Below are 16,460 nucleotides of genomic sequence, written 5' to 3'. Positions count from 1 at the left end.
TACCGCTCTTACCTGGCAAGGATCGCAGCCCGCGATGAATATACCTAATATCCTGACACTTATCAGAATAGCCTTTATCCCTTTACTGGTCGTGCTGTTCTATTTCCCCTATTCCTGGAGCATGCCTACTGCTGCCGTGCTGTTTGGATTGGCCTCGATCACAGATTGGCTCGATGGTTATCTGGCACGCCGCTGGGACCAATCCACACCCTTTGGTGCCTTTCTCGACCCGGTGGCTGACAAGCTGATGGTGGCTATCGCCCTGGCACTGTTGGTCGAGCGCTTTGATACCTGGCTGTTGACGCTGCCAGCACTGGTTATTATCGGGCGTGAAATAGTGATTTCAGCGCTGCGTGAATGGATGGCCGAGATGGGCAACCGGGGAATGGTCGCCGTGTCATGGGTGGGAAAGGTAAAAACCACCTTGCAGATGGTGTCAATTTTTATCCTGATCGCCTTTCCGCCAGGTCATGCCATCGCCTCTGTGGGTATCATTACCCTCTTTGTTGCTGCGGGTTTGACACTATGGTCGATGATTCAGTATCTGCAGGCTGCCTGGCCACACCTGACACGCTCGATGTGAGCGCACAGCCTGGCGAAAAATTTTGAATTGACAAACCCTTATCAGCGCGTATAATTCGCATCCGAGTCAAGCGGGAATAGCTCAGTGGTAGAGCATCGCCTTGCCAAGGCGAGGGTCGGGAGTTCGAATCTCCTTTCCCGCTCCAACTCGGAAACAAGAGTGTGTAGTAGTTAATGAGAGGGTCGTGAGCTGGAACGCCAGTCCGATCAAATCTCCTTTCCCGCTCCAACTCGGAAACAAGAGTATGTAGTAGTTAATGAGAGGGTCGTGAGCTGGAACGCCAGTCCGATCAAATCTCCTTTCCCGCTCCAACTCAAAAAAGAGTCTTTCTACAGACTTGAAGGCTGGATGGCAGAGTGGTTATGCAGCGGACTGCAACTCCGTGTACGCCGGTTCGATTCCGACTCCAGCCTCCATATTTCTTGCGGCGATTATCACTACTTCGGTGTTTGACTCCCGCCCAGCCCGGATGGCGAAATTGGTAGACGCAAGAGACTTAAAATCTCTCGGAGGTAACTCCGTGCCGGTTCAAGTCCGGCTCCGGGCACCATGGATGCATCCCCTCCTGATACCTTCCAGCAGACAGTCTGCAACTTACCCACTATAACCCTTCTCTTGCCTTCTGAATTCTTGATCAACGGCCTGGGCTATCTGAGCAGTTTTCAGCATCTGTTCATCGTCAAAACATCTGTTGAGCGCTATTATGTTTCCCTTGTTTTAAGAAAACCTAGGTGAATCTGTTAAGCAGCGTTTACCGGTAGACCTTAAAAATCATCTGGCGTAACAGGAGCGGCTAATGAGCGTGTCTCATAGCGACGTTTTGATTATCGGTGGCGGTGTCGCCGGCCTTACCCTTGCATTGACACTGGCCAGCCGTTACAAAGTAACATTGATACGACCTGCACAGGATGATCAAGGTGCCAGCCGTTGGGCGCAAGGTGGCATTGCTGCCGTCCTCTCACCCACTGACAACCTCGATGCCCACGTTCAAGACACTCTGATCGCGGGGGATGGTCTGTGCGATGAAGAAGCCGTGCGTTTTACGGTGGAAAATGGTCCAGCAGCCATAAAGTGGCTGATTGACAGCGGTGTTCCCTTCACGCCGGACAGCGCACCCGACGCGCCCTTTCCTTACCATCTGACGCGGGAAGGTGGCCACAATGCGCGGCGGATCATCCATGCCGATGACGCCACCGGTAAGGCTGTGATTGATACCCTCCACCATAACGCCCAGCAGCATCCCAATATTACCCAGCGCAACAACCTGGTCGTGGTTGACCTGTTCGCCAACCAGGCCGGCGCTTGCAGCGGCGCCGTGGCTGTTGACAGTGAAGGCCAAAGCCACACCCTTTATGCTCATTACACCGTGCTGGCAACCGGCGGAGCGAGCGGTCTGTTTCAGCACACCACGACCCCCTCCCCCAATAGCGGCGAAGGCATGATGATGGCAGCCAACCTGGGAGCCACGCTGATGAATCTCGAATTTCAGCAGTTTCATCCGACCTGCTTATACGACCCTGATGGTCCCGCATTCCTGATTAGTGAAGCCGTCAGGGGTGAAGGTGGAAGGTTACTCAACCAACAGGGCGAACGCTTTATGCCCGACATTGATGTCCGTGCTGAACTGGCGCCACGCGACGTGGTTGCCAGGGCCATTGATGCACAGATTCAAGCAGGCACCTTGGGTCATGTGTGGCTGGATATCAGTCACCTTGACGAAGCGGTCATTCGCCATCATTTTCCGACCATCCTCGCGCATTGCGCCTCAAGAGGTATCGACATCACCCGGGCGCCCATTCCTGTCGTCCCCGCAGCACACTATAGCTGCGGCGGAGTATCGACCGACCTGAACGGCGCTACCGATGTCAGCCACCTGTATGCGATCGGCGAAGTCGCCTGTACTGGCTTGCATGGCGCCAACCGGATGGCCAGTAACTCTCTGTTGGAATGCCTGGTGTTTGCCCGTAGTTGTGCCCAGGCATTGTTGGCCCGCCCTGCTGTTACGTCCTTCCAACCCTCTGATAAAAAAGCCAAACTGACGACCAGTAACTGCTCTGCGCCAGATTCAGCCGCCTTGCAGACATTGCGTCAGTCAATGCGTGCCAGCATGAGCCAGCATCTGGCAATAGTCCGTCGTCAGGAAGGAATGGCAACGCTTGACCAGACCCTTTCCGAACTGACAGACCAGTTAAGTATGCTGGATCCTGATACGCGCCATCCGGATAGTCGGCGCCTGAAGCATAGTCTGCAGTTGGCGCGCATGAGCGTATTGGTTGCTCAACAGCGTCATGAATCACGCGGGCTTCACTTCTCTCCAGACTGGCCCGAACAAATGCCCGTCGCGCGCCCTTCAAGACTTCGCCTTGCTGATTTGCAGGAACCAGCCATCCGCTAATGCGATCATGGTCCTCCAAGAAGATGGTCAAGCACTATCCTGAGAAGAAAGACGCTTTGGGAATCGATCGCACAGAGTGAAGAAGTGAATGGAGAGATTCAGAGGCACTCAGGAACGATACGCTATCAAATATCGGCGTAGTTCGCGTTGGGCCTGCAAGGGGGCACTGTCAGGCCACAGCCAGATATTTCTGCCCCCTACACCAAGACATATCAGGTAAGGTCCCAGGTAGCGACACAACAGTGAATGGGGATGGCTCATTTCACCGTTGTTCTGCAGCCAACGCCCTTGCAAGGCATTGTCTGTGGGTTCAATCCACAGGATGTCTGACGACCGCGCTTGAGGGTTGGCACTGAATGCCGACCATCGACTGATAAGTATAATTGACAGTATCAACCCGACCAGCCATGTCATCAGCATGGCCATCCCGCCTGAAAACTGCCAGGCGGCCAGGCTCAGCCCACCGACAAACAGACAGCCATGACATCCTGCCTGGTATCTAGAGGGTACGATAGACAGCGTTATCGGTGGTTTCAGCATGTTCCACTATCATCTGGACGATCCGGCGCAGACGCGGGTTTTCTGGCCACTCGCGGCGCATTAACCAACCGAAAAGATCCTGATCCTCTTCTGTGATCAACTGTTGAAACGCCTCCTGATCGTCGCTGCCCAGCGAATCGTAACGCTGCTCCAGAAAAGGGATCAGCAACAGATCCAACTCCCACATTCCTCGACGAGAGTGCCAGTATAGCCGCTTGCGTAGAACCGCCTGTGCAGAAGTGTCGTCGTTCAACGTCAGCCTCACTGAATCAATGAAATGAAACATCAGTATACCTGAGCAGACAGGGCAAGGCAGCCATGCCACTTGCCTTGCCGGCAAAGAAACAGTTATTTTTGGCTAGAGGGTTGTTTTACCTCAATTGTTTTATGCACTATTGCACAGTATGCTGAACTGTATGTGACCATCCCAATAACAGCACCCATAACGGCACCCGAGACGATGCCGCCAAGGCACTAGAGCCTAACGAGTTCGCATGGAGCTTACTGATGACTAAATCAGAACTGATTGAACAGATCGCTATGCGACAGCCCGAGCTGTCTGCCAAAGAAGTTGAAACCGCTGTTCGGTTAATCCTGGATGATATTACCGACACCCTGTCAGAGGGGGGGCGGGTAGAAATTCGCGGTTTTGGCAGTTTTTCACTCCACTACCGCGAGCCACGCACCGGGCGAAACCCCAAGACAGGTGACCCGGTAAAGCTTGATGGCAAATACGTCCCACACTTCAAACCTGGCAAGGAACTGCGCGAACAGGTGGATGCCAGCCGAACACTTGGCTACTGAAACACAAAAAAATACTATCAATGGCAGTCTCTGCGACCTTATGCGGGATGACGTGAGGCAAAGAGTCATACACAATAGCAATATTGTATTTGTCATCAATCAGGAAACCTAAACATGCGTTGGATCAAAGGGCTGATTCTAGCCGTTATCTTGTTAGTGGTGCTTTTGGTTGGCATTCTGTTTGCTGTCAACAATCAGCAGACGATTGGCCTTAATCTGATCTGGTTGGAGCTTCCACCGATATCACTCTCCGTCTGGCTTCTGGCTACCCTGACAGCCGGCGTTATTCTGGGCATGCTGGCCATGCTGGGTGTCTATGCGCGGCTCAAGGCTCACCTCGCACGTGCTCAACGCCGCAACAAGCAGCAACAGAAAGAGCTTGATCGCCTGCGCACACGGGAATTGAAGGAACTGGCGTAAATGCTGGATGTCATGCTGCTGATTGCGTTAACCGCAAGCATTGCAGCCGGTTATGGCCTGGGATACCGTCACCGCAGTGGCCACTGTGGCTACCGCTTTAGCGCCTTGCAGTAGCAATGCACCCGCTGCCGGTGCTGGGTCAACATCGAACCTGTCACCGGCGTGGAAGATGGATAATTGTTAACCCCGTTTTGTGGCCACTAACCCTCAGGATAATTCAGTCAAAATCGCCGCCAGAGCCGCCATGGGTTCTTCAGCCTGAGTAACTGGCCTGCCAACCACCAGATGCGTGCTGCCCGCCTGCATGGCAGCGGCCGGGGTCATGATCCGCTGCTGGTCATCCTCTGTGGCAAAAGCCGGTCGGATGCCTGGCGTTACCTTCAGAAAGTCCTCACCACAAGATTGCCGTATGGCAGCCGATTCCTGCGCCGAGCAGACAACGCCATGCAAACCACTCTTGCGGGCCAGATGCGCCAGATGTGTAACCTGATCATCCAATGATGTGCACACTCCCGTTTCACTTAGCTCTTCAGGGCTCAGGCTGGTCAACACAGTGACCGCTATCAAATGCGTGGAAAGGCGCTGTGACTGCAAACGCTCAACGGCCGTTTCCATCATTCTGCGCCCACCGCCGGCGTGCACATTGACCATCCACACCCCTTGCTCAGCTGCCGCCTGCACGGCACCTGCCACCGTATTGGGAATATCGTGGAATTTAAGATCCAGAAATACCTCAAAGCCCCGGCCATGCAAGGCTTCCAGCACCGCTGGCCCGCTACGGGTAAACAGCTCTTTGCCTACCTTGAGACGACACAGCGCTGGATCAAGCTGATCTGCCATGCACAGGGCCGCATCCAGTGAAGGGTAATCCAGGGCAATAATAAGGGGAGAATCGACGGCCACAGAAGCACTCCATTACCTGACAATGAAAGCATGGAGTATATCAGCCTGGTGACCAGCGTAATCCATACGTGACAAAAAATTGAGTGATCTCTTACGGGCAGATAAGCCGATCACTGACAACATTTACAATAGATCTAGCTAATTTAGAAGAGTGTGTAAGCCAAAAGGGCCGACACGCACGACAACAAAAACCTGAACATCGCAAAGGAGAAAGACGATGAACATCAAGATAAAAGGATGGCTGCCAGTACTTCTTTTCACCGCCTGCCTAGGCCTGTCTTCGCCATTGATGGCACAGCAGGTCGCCCCAATCAATATCAATACCGCCGATGCCGCCTTACTTGAAGAACTTCCTGGTATCGGGCCAACCAGAGCAGCGGCTATCATTCAGGAACGCGAAGCCAATGGAGAGTTTACTGATACAGATGACCTTACCCGTGTAAGTGGTATCGGTAATGCAACCGTCGCAGACCTCAAAGACCAGGTCGAATTCTGACCCCTACCCCAAACAAGCCGAAGCATTACAGACTATCAGCTACCCGGCAATGCTCGGGTAGCTGTTAACATCAAAGACAGTATCGTGTGAGATGACTTAGCGCCAAGGCAGGGAAGATTAAACGCTATCGCCAGGTACTCGCACCCAGCCTTCCATCAGTATCCGCGCACTGCGGCTCATCACCGCCTGATCAATCTGCCAGCGCCCGTCTATCAGGCTGGCTTCAGCGCCCACCTGTAAACTGCCGGAGGGATGCCCAAAGGTAACCGCATTAAGCTTGCCACCCCCGGCGGCGAGATTCACCAGGGTACCTTCAATGGCCGCTGCCGCGCCAATTGCCACCGCCGCGGTCCCCATCATGGCATGGTGCAGTTTGCCCATGGAAAGCGCACGCACCAGAAGATCGACATCCTCCGCCTTGACAGCTTTGCCACTTGACGCCGTATAGCTGGCGGGCGGCGCAACGAAAGCCACCTTGGGCGTATGCTGGCGATTGGCTGCCTCGCTGAGATCGCTGATCAGGCCCATCTTGAGTGCTCCATAAGCGCGGATCGTCTCGAACTTTTCAAGTGCTGCTGGATCGCCATTGATGGCTTCCTGCAGCTCAGCGCCGGTGTAGCCAATCTCATCCGCATTGACAAACACCGTGGGTATACCGGCATTGATCATGGTCGCCTTGAGGGCGCCAATGCCGGGAACCTCAAGATCATCCACCCGATTACCGGTCGGGAAGATAGCTCCCTCGCCGTCTGCCGGGTCCATAAAAGCCACGGGTACTTCAGCGGCAGGAAAGGTCACGCCATCCAGCTCGAAATCGCCGGTTTCCTGCACCTCACCGTCGGTAATAGTGACCTTGGCAACAATGGTCTTTTCGATGTTCACCTGCCAGATACGAACGTCAATGACGCCGTTCTCAGGTATCCGCTCAGGGTCTACCAAGCCATTATTGATCGCAAAAGGCCCCACGGCCGCCGACAGGTTGCCGCAATTGCCACTCCAGTCAACAAAGGGTTTATCGATGGATACCTGGCCAAACAGGTAATCCACGTCATGCTCGGCAGATGCACTTTTTGACAGAATCACGGTCTTGCTGGTGCTGGACGTAGCACCGCCCATACCATCAATCTGCTTCTGGTACGGGTCTGGGCTGCCGATCACCCGCAGCAGTAGTTTATCCCGGGCTTCGCCGGGCACCTGCGCGGCTTCAGGCAGGTCGGTCAGGTTGAAAAATACGCCTTTACTGGTGCCGCCTCGCATATAGGTGGCCGGAATTCTGATCTGAGGCACTGAACTCATGGTCTTGCTCCACGGCTAACATCTCATAAAAAGCCCGGCACACCAGGGTGCCGGGCCTATTCTGGTCATCAAGGGATGATACGTCTTTGCAACCCGGTCTCGCGATCAGGCTGTTTCACTGGATTCCAGGAAATCCTGGGCGAAACGCTGCAGCACACCGCCCGCGGTGTAGATGGTGACTTCTTCTGCGGTATCCAGACGGCAGATAACCGGCACACGCTCAACCTCGCCGCTCGCACGATGAATGACCAGTGTCAGCTCGGTACCCGGCGAAAGCTCGCCTTCAACGTCATAGATTTCAGTCCCGTCCAGTGCCAGCGTATGACGCGTCGTGCCCGGCTGGAACTGCAGCGGCATCACGCCCATGCCAATCAGGTTAGTGCGATGAATGCGCTCAAAACCTTCGGCCACAATGGCTTCAACACCCGCCAGCGCCACACCCTTGGCCGCCCAGTCACGTGATGATCCCTGGCCATAATCGGCACCGGCCACAATGATCAGCGGCTGTTTACGCTGCATGTAGGTTTCAATGGCTTCCCACATCCGCGTTACCTTACCTTCTGGCTCGATACGCGCCAGCGAGCCCTGCTTCACCTCACCGTTTTCATCACGCACCATTTCATTGAACAGCTTGGGGTTGGCAAGTGTTGCACGCTGAGCGGTCAGGTGATCCCCACGGTGGGTGGCGTAGGAGTTGAAGTCCTCTTCCGGCAGGCCCATCTTGTGCAGGTATTCGCCTGCGGCGCTGTTCATCATGATGGCGTTGGACGGCGACAGGTGATCCGTGGTGATATTGTCAGGCAGAATCGCCAGCGGACGCATGTTCTTGAGATTACGCTCGCCAGACATCTTGCCTTCCCAATACGGCGGACGACGGATGTAGGTGCTCTGCGGACGCCATTCATACAGCGGCTCGATCTGTGCCTTGGCACTCTTATCTATATCAAACATGGGGATATAGGTCTGGCGGAACTGCTCGGGTTTCACCGCGGTTTTGACGATAGCATCAATTTCCGCGTCGTCAGGCCAGATATCCTTCAGAGTGACCGGGTTGCCCTCGGCATCATGACCCAGCACATCCTTTTCGATATCAAAACGGATGGTGCCAGCGATCGCATAAGCCACCACCAGCGGCGGCGAGGCCAGAAACGCCTGCTGAGCATGGGGATGAATACGCCCATCAAAATTGCGGTTACCTGACAGCACCGCGGTGGCATAGAGATCACGTTCGATAATTTCCTGCTGGATTTTCGGGTCCAGAGCACCCGACATGCCGTTACAGGTGGTGCAGGCATAGGCCACAACACCAAAACCAAGCTGTTCCAGCTCGTCCATCAAGCCGGCATCTTCCAGATACATCTTGACCGTCTTGGAGCCCGGCGCCAGGGACGACTTGACCCAGGGTTTACGCATCAGGCCGCGCTTATTGGCATTACGTGCAATCAGGCCGGCCGCTACCATGTTGCGGGGGTTGGAGGTATTGGTGCAGCTGGTAATCGCGGCAATAATTACGGCGCCATCCGGCATCTTGCCTTCGGCCTCTTCAGCACGCGCCGCCTCCAGACCAACGGCAATCCCCCGCTGGGCCAGCTCAGAGGTGGGCAGCTTGGCATGCGGCTTTGAAGGCCCTGCCAGGGTGCGATAAACCGATGACAGGTCAAAGGCCAGCACACGCTCGTAAGTGACGCCCTTGAGGTCATCCGCCCACAGGCCAGTCTGCTTGGCATAGGTTTCCACCAGCGCCACTTGGTCGTCATCACGCCCGGTCAGCTTGAGATAATCAATGGTCTGGCCATCAATGTAAAACATGGCCGCCGTGGCGCCGTATTCAGGCGTCATGTTGGAAATAGTGGCGCGATCGCCCACCGTCAGGCTGTCTGCGCCTTCACCGAAGAATTCCAGGTAGGCACCGACCACCTTGGATTCACGCAGGAACTCGGTAATCGCCAGCACCATATCGGTACCCGTGACGCCCGGCTGCAGCTTGCCGGTCAGCTTGACACCGACAATGTCCGGCAGGCGCATCATGGAGGCGCGGCCCAGCATGACGCTTTCCGCTTCAAGGCCACCCACCCCCACGGAAATGACCCCGAGGGCATCGACCATGGGCGTATGGCTGTCCGTCCCCACGCAGGTATCCGGAAACGCCACACCGTTGTGTTTTTGTACCACCGGTGACATCTTTTCCAGGTTGATCTGGTGCATGATGCCGTTACCCGGCGGAATCACGTCGACGTTCTCAAACGCGGTTTTGGTCCAATTGATAAAGTGAAAGCGGTCATCGTTGCGGCGATCTTCCACCTGACGGTTCTTCTCGAAAGCATCCTTTTCAAAGCCGGCATGTTCAACCGCCAGAGAGTGGTCAACAATCAACTGAGTGGGCACCACAGGATTGACCTTGGCCGGATCTCCCCCTTTTTCAGCAATGGCATCACGCAGGCCTGCCAGATCAACCAGCGCCGTCTGGCCAAGAATGTCATGACACACCACACGGGCAGGGTACCAGGGGAAATCCAGGTCGCTGCGACGCTCAATCAGCTGCTTGAGGGCATCGGTCAGCATGACGGGGTCGCAGCGGCGCACCAACTGTTCAGCCAATACGCGGGAGGTATAAGGAAGCTCAGCGTAGGCACCCGGCTGGATGTCTTCCACGGCCTGGCGAGTGTCAAAGTAGTCCAGGTCAGTCCCTGGTAGAGGTTTGCGGTAATCAATATTCATGGCGGCTACTCACGGCAGGATCAATAGACGGGATCAGAAAAGCGGGGGTATCAGCTCCCGACGGCATGGCCGCCGGGAGAATGCTCAGAACAGACGCGACTCTCAGTCGCGCTGTTCGATCGGCACCCATTCGCTCTTCTCGGGGCCGGTATAATCGGCACTCGGGCGAATAATGCGGTTGTTGGCGCGCTGCTCGAACACGTGAGCGGCCCAGCCCGTCACCCGCGAGCAGACAAAGATCGGGGTAAACAGCTTGGTCGGAATGCTCATGAAGTGATAGGCACTGGCATGGAAGAAGTCAGCGTTACAGAACAGCTTCTTCTCGCGCCACATCACTTCTTCACAGCGCACGGAAACCGGGTACAGTACGGTGTCGCCGACATCCTGGGAAAGCTTCTCGGACCAATGCTTGATGATCTCGTTACGCGGGTCGGAGGTGCGGTAGATGGCATGACCGAAACCCATGATCTTTTCCTTACGCTCCAGCATGCCCATCATTTCGCGCTCGGCTTCTTCCGGCGAGGTCCAATCCTCGATCATTTCCATGGCCGCTTCGTTGGCACCGCCGTGCAGCGGGCCACGCAGCGAGCCAATCGCACCGGTCACGCAGGAATGCAGGTCAGACAGGGTCGACGCACAAACGCGAGCAGTAAAGGTAGAGGCGTTGAATTCATGCTCGGCATATAGAATCAGTGACACATTCATCACATCCGCATGCAGCTTGCTGGGCACCTCATCACGCAGCAGGTGAAGGAAATGAGCGCCAACAGAATCATCGTCGGTTTCAGTTTCAATACGCACGCCGTCATGGGAGAAACGGTACCAATAGCAGATGATTGACGGCAGCACAGCGACCAGACGGTCCGTCGCATCCTGCTGCTCGTCAAAGCGCTGTTCGGTTTCCAGGTTACCCAGCATGGAGGTGCCGGTGCGCATCACATCCATCGGATGCGCGTCCTTGGGAATCTGCTCCAGCACGGCCTTGAGCGCGTCCGGCAAGCCACGCAGGGTTTTCATCTTGGCGATGTAGTCAGAAAGCTCAGCCTGATTGGGCAATTTGCCTTTCAGCAGCAGGTAAGCCACTTCTTCAAACGTCGCTTTTTCGGCCAGTTCCTTGATATCGAACCCGCGGTAAGTCAGGCCCGAACCGGTTTTACCGACTGTACATAGCGCCGTTTCACCCGCGCTTTGCCCACGAAGACCTGCACCACTGTTCTTTGCATCTGCCATCTTACGTACTCCTGAAAACGTTATTTCGTCGTCACGCCTTGGGCATGACGCCTTTTATAGGGGTCAATCTGCGGCTCAGTTGCCGCCCTGCTCGGCAAACAGCTTGTCCAGCTTCTGCTCAAAGTCGTGATAGTTGAGGAAGTCATACAGTTCATCGCGGGTCTGCATGATATCCACCACGTCACGCTGGTGGCCGTTATCCAGAATGCTTTGATAGACCTTGAGCGCAGCGGCGTTCATGGCACGGAAAGCTGACAACGGATACAGCACCATACGGCAACCCACCTCGCCCAGCTCCTGCTGGCTGAACAGCGGCGTGGCGCCAAACTCAGTAATGTTGGCCAGAATCGGCGCGTCAACGCGCTCGCAGAAGGCCTGGTAATCTTCCAGGGTATGTACCGCTTCGGCAAAGATGGCATCAGCACCGGCTTCGATACACGCCTGAGAGCGTTCGATGGCCGCATCCAGGCCATCTTTCTGAAAGGCATCAGTACGCGCGATCAGATAGAAATCCGGGTCAATACGCGCATCGGCGGCGGCCTTGATGCGGTCAACCATTTCTTCCTGGGAGACAATCGCCTTGTTCGGGCGATGACCACAGCGCTTCTGGGCAACCTGGTCTTCAATATGAACGGCCGCAACGCCTGCGCGCTGCATTTCCTTGACGGTACGCTCAATGTTGAACGCACCACCCCAACCGGTATCGATATCCACCAGCAGCGGCAAATCCGTGGCGCCACAGATACGGTGCGCATCTTCAACCACATCGTTCATCGTCGTCATGCCAAGGTCTGGCAGGCCAAAGGAAGCGTTGGCAACGCCGCCACCCGAAAGATAGATCGCCTGATGGCCCACACGCTCCGCCATCATGGCGGTGTAGGCGTTGATAGTGCCCAGAATCGGCAGCGGGCGATTGGCTTCCAGCGCGGCACGAAAGCGTGCGCCGGGGCTACGTTGTGAGGAAGCTGATGATGGCATGGAGTGTCTCCTTATAAATCCGGTTGGGTAGCCGGCTGGTTGGCCAGCGTTGATAGCTAACTGGTCCGCTAGCCTTTTGTTTCTTCTTTCTGTTCAAGTGCTGCTGCATAGCGATCAGCAACGTTTTCACGCGAGGCACTGACATGGCGACGCATCAATAGCTCAGCCAGCTCCGCATCCCCTGCTTCAATCGCATCGACAATACGATGATGCTCAACAAAGGCGCGATGAGGCCGCGATCCACTGGCACTGAACTGGGTGCGATAAAGCCGTACCAGGTAATAAAGGTCATCGCACAACAGGTTCATCAACATCTTGTTATGGCTACCCAGTACAATGCGATAATGAAAGTCCAGATCCCCCTCGCGCTGGTAATAGGCTTCACCGCTCTTGAGATCGTCCTGGCCTTCATGCACCGCCAACACGTTGCGCAGACCGGCAATTTCATCCGCCGTCATATGCTCTGCGGCCAGCCGTGCAGCCATGCTTTCCAGCGCTTCGCGCAAATCGAAAAGCTCTAACAGTTCCCGCATGGACAGTTGCACCACGCGCGCACCTACATGAGGAACCCGTTCAATTAAACGATGGGCTTCCAGACGACGCATGGCCTCACGCAATGGCCCACGGGAAATTCCATAGGTTTTCGAAAGCCCTGGCTCGGTAATCTTGCTGCCCGGCGCAATCTCCCCACGCACAATCGCATCCTGAAGCTGATGGAATACCCTCTCGGCAAGGGTCCGCACTTCAGGTGATGGATCTTCAGCCGTGTGGGCGGGGGGTAGTGATAAATGCGAAGCAAGTGATGTCATGGCTAATTGTCGACAATTAAGGTTTGAGTGGACTTTATCCTCGTCTGATACTGGCGTCAACTAGCCAATATAGCCGATATTATGCATCTTTCGTTGTACTCTTGCCTTTCGTCTACCCCTTAGTGTCAACAATCTCTATACTTTCATGCTGGATATTAGCTTTGTCAACAGGGATCTTCTTGCCCGCTGAGAAACGGCCAATAGCTGGTAGGTAAAACGTGGAAACCGCGTCGGTGGGTGACGCTGGCCTAACGCTCACCGCCCCCCTAAACTGTGCAGCCATTCACTCGCCTGGCTGATGGTGCATGAACGTAGCGCTGACACTGACGTCCCTTCCTTATGTGACTGATCCACTTGCTGTGTTTGCCTGTTTGCGCAAACGCCCCGGAGCCGTCTTGCTCGATAGTGGCCGACCTGAGGCCAATGGTCGTTACGACATTATCAGTAGCGACCCGCTGGCCACACTGTCCATTGGCCTCGGCGGCGAGGTGGCTATGGATGCCAGTGATTTACCTGCCCCACCCGCGGCGCTGCATAAGACCCCGTTTGCCTTGCAGGAATGGTTACTGGCGCAGCTGACTATCACGATGCCGGATAACGACTTACCGTTTAGCGGCGGCCTGATCGGCTACTGGAGCTATGACCTGGGGCGTCATACCCAGCAACTTGACAGCCAGCACCCTGGCACCACCTCACTACCGCTGGCACGAATGGGCCTGTATGACTGGGCGCTGGTGATTGACCACTTGAGAAAGGAAGCTACTCTGTTGGCTTCCCGATCCCGGCGCGAACAGGTCATGCAGTGGCTGGGCGCCAACGCCGTGCCACAGGGGCCGTTTGCCTTGAAGACGGCTTTCCGGGGGCAGATGACTCGCGAGGGCTATCACCAACGGTTTGAACAGGTGCAACGTTATATCCGTTCCGGCGACTGCTACCAGATCAACCTGGCCCAGCGCTTTTCCGCACACTATGAAGGCGATGTCTGGTCAGCTTATCTGCGTCTGCGCCGCGCAACGCCTACGCCGTTTTCAGGCTTTATGGCCTGGCAGGACAAGGCGGTCTTGTCCCTGTCGCCGGAACGTTTCATACAGGTGCGTCAGGGCCAAGTTGAGACACGGCCAATCAAAGGCACCCGGCCACGGGGCACCACCCGGGAGCGCGACCAGCAGCTTGCCCGGCAGCTGTTGACCAGCCGCAAGGATCGTGCTGAAAACGTCATGATTGTGGATCTCCTGCGCAATGACCTGGGCCGGGTGTGTCAATTTGGCAGCATCCATGTTCCCCAGTTATGCGAGCTGGAAAGCTATCCGAATGTGCATCATCTGGTGAGTGTAGTGAGAGGTCAGCTGAACAGGGCAAATACACCACTGGCGCTGCTGGAAGCTGCCTCGCCTGGCGGGTCCATCACAGGCGCACCCAAGATTCGCGCCATGCAGATTATTGACGAGCTTGAGCCCTGCCAGCGCAGCGTTTACTGCGGCAGCCTGGGCTATATTGATCACACTGGAAACATGGACACGTCGATTGCCATTCGCACTGTCGTGGCCGACGCTGGGCAGCTGCATTTATGGGGGGGTGGTGGCTTGGTCGCGGACTCCCAGCCGGATGCCGAATACGATGAGACCATCGACAAGATCCGCCACCTGATCAATGCACTGACCCTGAAATGAATCAGTATTCTGGCAAGGTCACATCCTTGAACAGTTCCTGATCATTACGTGGCCCCGCGGTTAGCGCTGCATCAACCCGTTCGCGGGTCAGGTGCGGAGCAAAACGCTGCAGGAAATCATACATATAGCCGCGCATGAAGGTACCGCGCCGAATGCCGATCTTGGTGGTGGAGCTTGCAAACAGATGGCCGGCTTCCAGCGCCACCAGGTCACTATCATGCTCAGGGTCAACTGCCATGTGAGCCACAATTCCCACGCCCATCCCCAGGCGTACATAGGTCTTGATAACATCGGCATCGGCCGCTGTCAGCACCACATTCGGCGTCAGACCGTGCTCCCTGAAGGCATCATCCAGCTGAGAGCGACCGGTGAAGCCGAAGACATAGGTCACCAGCGCATATTCGGCCAGGGCCTCCAGGGTTAACGGACCGTCAAGCACGGCCAACGGGTGGTCCTTGGGCACTAGCACACAACGGTTCCAACGGTAACAAGGCAGCAGTATCAGGTCCGTAAACAGCTCCAGTGACTCTGTGGCAATCGCAAAATCAGCCTGCCCTTCACTCACCATCTGAGCAATCTGTTTAGGCGTACCCTGTTGCATATGCAGGGCAACATCCGGGTATTTTTGAGTAAATTCAGTGATGATCGGTGGCAACGCATAGCGGGCCTGGGTGTGGGTCGTTGAAATTGACAGACTGCCCCGTCGCTCATCACTGTACTCCTGAGCCACATCCTTGATATTTTCAGATAAACGCAGGGCCTGGCCAGCCAGTTGAATAATCGCCTGCCCTGCGGGCGTCACCCGCGTTAAATGCTTGCCACTGCGGGCAAAAATCTCGACCCCCAATTCATCTTCAAGCAAGCGTATCTGCTTGGAAATACCCGGCTGAGAGGTGAACAGACTCTGTGCTGTTGCAGAGACGTTCAGGTTATGACGATTGACTTCCCAGATGTAACGTAGTTGTTGTAGCTTCATTGATTCACCCTGAAACGCCAGCAGAACGTCTATACGCTTTTTTTGACCCACGAAGGCGACAAGCGCACGCTCGGCTCAATAGAATAAAAAACATTCATATAATATCGTTATAGTATAAAAAAATCCACGGCGTTCGTGTTTATTTGCCACTGGTGCCGATGACCGCTAACATTTGTCGGCTTGGCGCATTGTCAACGCGCTATCCATTCGCACGATCTATGTTGCATTTACTATAGCAACGACCCAAGAAACGCCATGGCAAGAGCAACGCAAACAGGAGAATTCTATGTCCCAGGTTGATGTCACTAACGCCAATTTTGAGCAAGAAGTGATCAACGCCGAGCAGCCCGTTTTACTGAAGTTCTGGGCCCCCTGGTGTGGCCCTTGCAAGGTAATGGCTCCGGTGGTTGATGAAGTGGCCGAGGAACGCGGCGATGGTCTGAAAGTGGTCAGCATCAATGTTGACGACGCCCCTGAAATTGCCGCTGAACAAGGCGTACGCGGTGTTCCCACCGTTATGCTGTTCAAGTCTGGCACCAAGGTTGCCTCATTGGTTGGCGCCCAATCCAAGTCTCAACTCAATCAGTTTCTTGAGCAAAACGCCTGATAGTCACCAGGCTCATCGAGAAGGTCGCCCTGTCT

16 protein-coding genes and 3 tRNA genes are annotated in these 16,460 nt (G+C 55.3%); 10 read left to right on the top strand and 9 right to left on the bottom strand.

Features of this window, described 5'->3' with window-relative positions; genetic code table 11:
* Positions 1-34 precede the first annotated feature (34 nt).
* The 5 genes from pgsA to nadB all read left to right on the top strand — a co-directional run bounded on the left by pgsA (position 35) and on the right by nadB (position 2,978).
* Complete coding sequence (pgsA, locus tag LL947_RS04730; RefSeq protein WP_290820845.1) at positions 35-583, top strand: CDP-diacylglycerol--glycerol-3-phosphate 3-phosphatidyltransferase; 549 nt, start codon at positions 35-37, stop codon at positions 581-583.
* A 70-nt stretch (positions 584-653) separates the two neighbouring features.
* Positions 654-728: transfer RNA gene (locus tag LL947_RS04725), tRNA-Gly, on the top strand.
* 197 nt (positions 729-925) lie between these two features.
* Positions 926-999, top strand: a tRNA-Cys gene (locus tag LL947_RS04720).
* A 47-nt stretch (positions 1,000-1,046) separates the two neighbouring features.
* Positions 1,047-1,133: transfer RNA gene (locus tag LL947_RS04715), tRNA-Leu, on the top strand.
* A 246-nt stretch (positions 1,134-1,379) separates the two neighbouring features.
* On the top strand, positions 1,380-2,978 hold the full coding sequence (gene nadB / locus LL947_RS04710) for an L-aspartate oxidase (RefSeq protein ID WP_499834098.1): 1,599 nt from the start codon (positions 1,380-1,382) through the stop codon (positions 2,976-2,978).
* Between the two features lie 108 nt (positions 2,979-3,086).
* Here nadB and LL947_RS04705 read toward each other — a convergent pair whose 3' ends face one another.
* Positions 3,087-3,518, bottom strand: a complete 432-nt coding sequence (locus tag LL947_RS04705) for a hypothetical protein (protein WP_499834097.1) — start codon at positions 3,516-3,518, stop codon at positions 3,087-3,089.
* Positions 3,478-3,771 (bottom strand): FAD assembly factor SdhE, encoded by a 294-nt coding sequence (locus LL947_RS04700; RefSeq protein ID WP_290820925.1) that lies wholly within the window; start codon positions 3,769-3,771, stop codon positions 3,478-3,480. The genes LL947_RS04705 and LL947_RS04700 overlap by 41 nt, the downstream gene beginning before the upstream one ends.
* A 254-nt stretch (positions 3,772-4,025) precedes the next feature.
* Between LL947_RS04700 and LL947_RS04695 the strand changes: the two genes are divergently transcribed.
* Positions 4,026-4,322, top strand: coding sequence for an integration host factor subunit beta (locus LL947_RS04695; RefSeq protein WP_290820849.1), 297 nt, complete (start codon positions 4,026-4,028; stop codon positions 4,320-4,322).
* Between the two features lie 114 nt (positions 4,323-4,436).
* Positions 4,437-4,742, top strand: a complete 306-nt coding sequence (locus LL947_RS04690; RefSeq protein ID WP_499834096.1) for a lipopolysaccharide assembly protein LapA domain-containing protein — start codon at positions 4,437-4,439, stop codon at positions 4,740-4,742.
* Positions 4,743-4,949: 207 nt separating this feature from the next.
* Here the strand turns inward: LL947_RS04690 and pyrF are convergent, their stop codons facing one another.
* The gene (pyrF, locus tag LL947_RS04685; RefSeq protein ID WP_499834095.1) at positions 4,950-5,645 is read right to left on the bottom strand and encodes an orotidine-5'-phosphate decarboxylase; all 696 of its coding nucleotides are present in this window, start codon (positions 5,643-5,645) and stop codon (positions 4,950-4,952) included.
* Between the two features lie 217 nt (positions 5,646-5,862).
* Here pyrF and LL947_RS04680 point away from each other — a divergent pair, with 217 nt between their 5' ends.
* The gene (locus LL947_RS04680; RefSeq protein ID WP_290820854.1) at positions 5,863-6,141 is read left to right on the top strand and encodes a ComEA family DNA-binding protein; all 279 of its coding nucleotides are present in this window, start codon (positions 5,863-5,865) and stop codon (positions 6,139-6,141) included.
* Positions 6,142-6,258: 117 nt separating this feature from the next.
* Here LL947_RS04680 and prpF read toward each other — a convergent pair whose 3' ends face one another.
* The 5 genes from prpF to LL947_RS04655 all read right to left on the bottom strand — a co-directional run bounded on the left by prpF (position 6,259) and on the right by LL947_RS04655 (position 13,172).
* The gene (gene prpF / locus LL947_RS04675) at positions 6,259-7,437 is read right to left on the bottom strand and encodes a 2-methylaconitate cis-trans isomerase PrpF (RefSeq protein WP_290820856.1); all 1,179 of its coding nucleotides are present in this window, start codon (positions 7,435-7,437) and stop codon (positions 6,259-6,261) included.
* Positions 7,438-7,542: 105 nt separating this feature from the next.
* Positions 7,543-10,155 carry a Fe/S-dependent 2-methylisocitrate dehydratase AcnD gene (acnD, locus tag LL947_RS04670; protein ID WP_499834094.1) on the bottom strand — a complete coding sequence of 871 codons (2,613 nt, stop codon included), beginning with the start codon at positions 10,153-10,155 and terminating at the stop codon, positions 7,543-7,545.
* Positions 10,156-10,257: 102 nt separating this feature from the next.
* Positions 10,258-11,385, bottom strand: coding sequence for a bifunctional 2-methylcitrate synthase/citrate synthase (prpC, locus tag LL947_RS04665; protein ID WP_290820858.1), 1,128 nt, complete (start codon positions 11,383-11,385; stop codon positions 10,258-10,260).
* A 75-nt stretch (positions 11,386-11,460) separates the two neighbouring features.
* The gene (gene prpB / locus LL947_RS04660) at positions 11,461-12,363 is read right to left on the bottom strand and encodes a methylisocitrate lyase (RefSeq protein WP_290820859.1); all 903 of its coding nucleotides are present in this window, start codon (positions 12,361-12,363) and stop codon (positions 11,461-11,463) included.
* Between the two features lie 68 nt (positions 12,364-12,431).
* On the bottom strand, positions 12,432-13,172 hold the full coding sequence (locus tag LL947_RS04655) for a GntR family transcriptional regulator (protein ID WP_290820860.1): 741 nt from the start codon (positions 13,170-13,172) through the stop codon (positions 12,432-12,434).
* A 305-nt stretch (positions 13,173-13,477) separates the two neighbouring features.
* Between LL947_RS04655 and pabB the strand changes: the two genes are divergently transcribed.
* A complete protein-coding gene (gene pabB, locus LL947_RS04650; RefSeq protein WP_404416874.1) occupies positions 13,478-14,842 on the top strand; it encodes an aminodeoxychorismate synthase component I in 1,365 nt (454 codons plus the stop codon).
* A gap of 1 nt (position 14,843) precedes the next feature.
* On the opposite strand, the gene cysB is transcribed toward pabB, so the two are convergent.
* Positions 14,844-15,818, bottom strand: a complete 975-nt coding sequence (cysB, locus tag LL947_RS04645; protein ID WP_290820863.1) for an HTH-type transcriptional regulator CysB — start codon at positions 15,816-15,818, stop codon at positions 14,844-14,846.
* Positions 15,819-16,104: 286 nt separating this feature from the next.
* Between cysB and trxA the strand changes: the two genes are divergently transcribed.
* Positions 16,105-16,425 (top strand): thioredoxin, encoded by a 321-nt coding sequence (gene trxA, locus LL947_RS04640; protein WP_290820865.1) that lies wholly within the window; start codon positions 16,105-16,107, stop codon positions 16,423-16,425.
* Positions 16,426-16,460: the final 35 nt, after the last annotated feature.

The organism is Halomonas sp. BLK-85, assembly GCF_044792155.1.
GTDB lineage: Bacteria > Pseudomonadota > Gammaproteobacteria > Pseudomonadales > Halomonadaceae > Vreelandella.
This window is presented reverse-complemented; position numbering and strand designations above follow the sequence as displayed.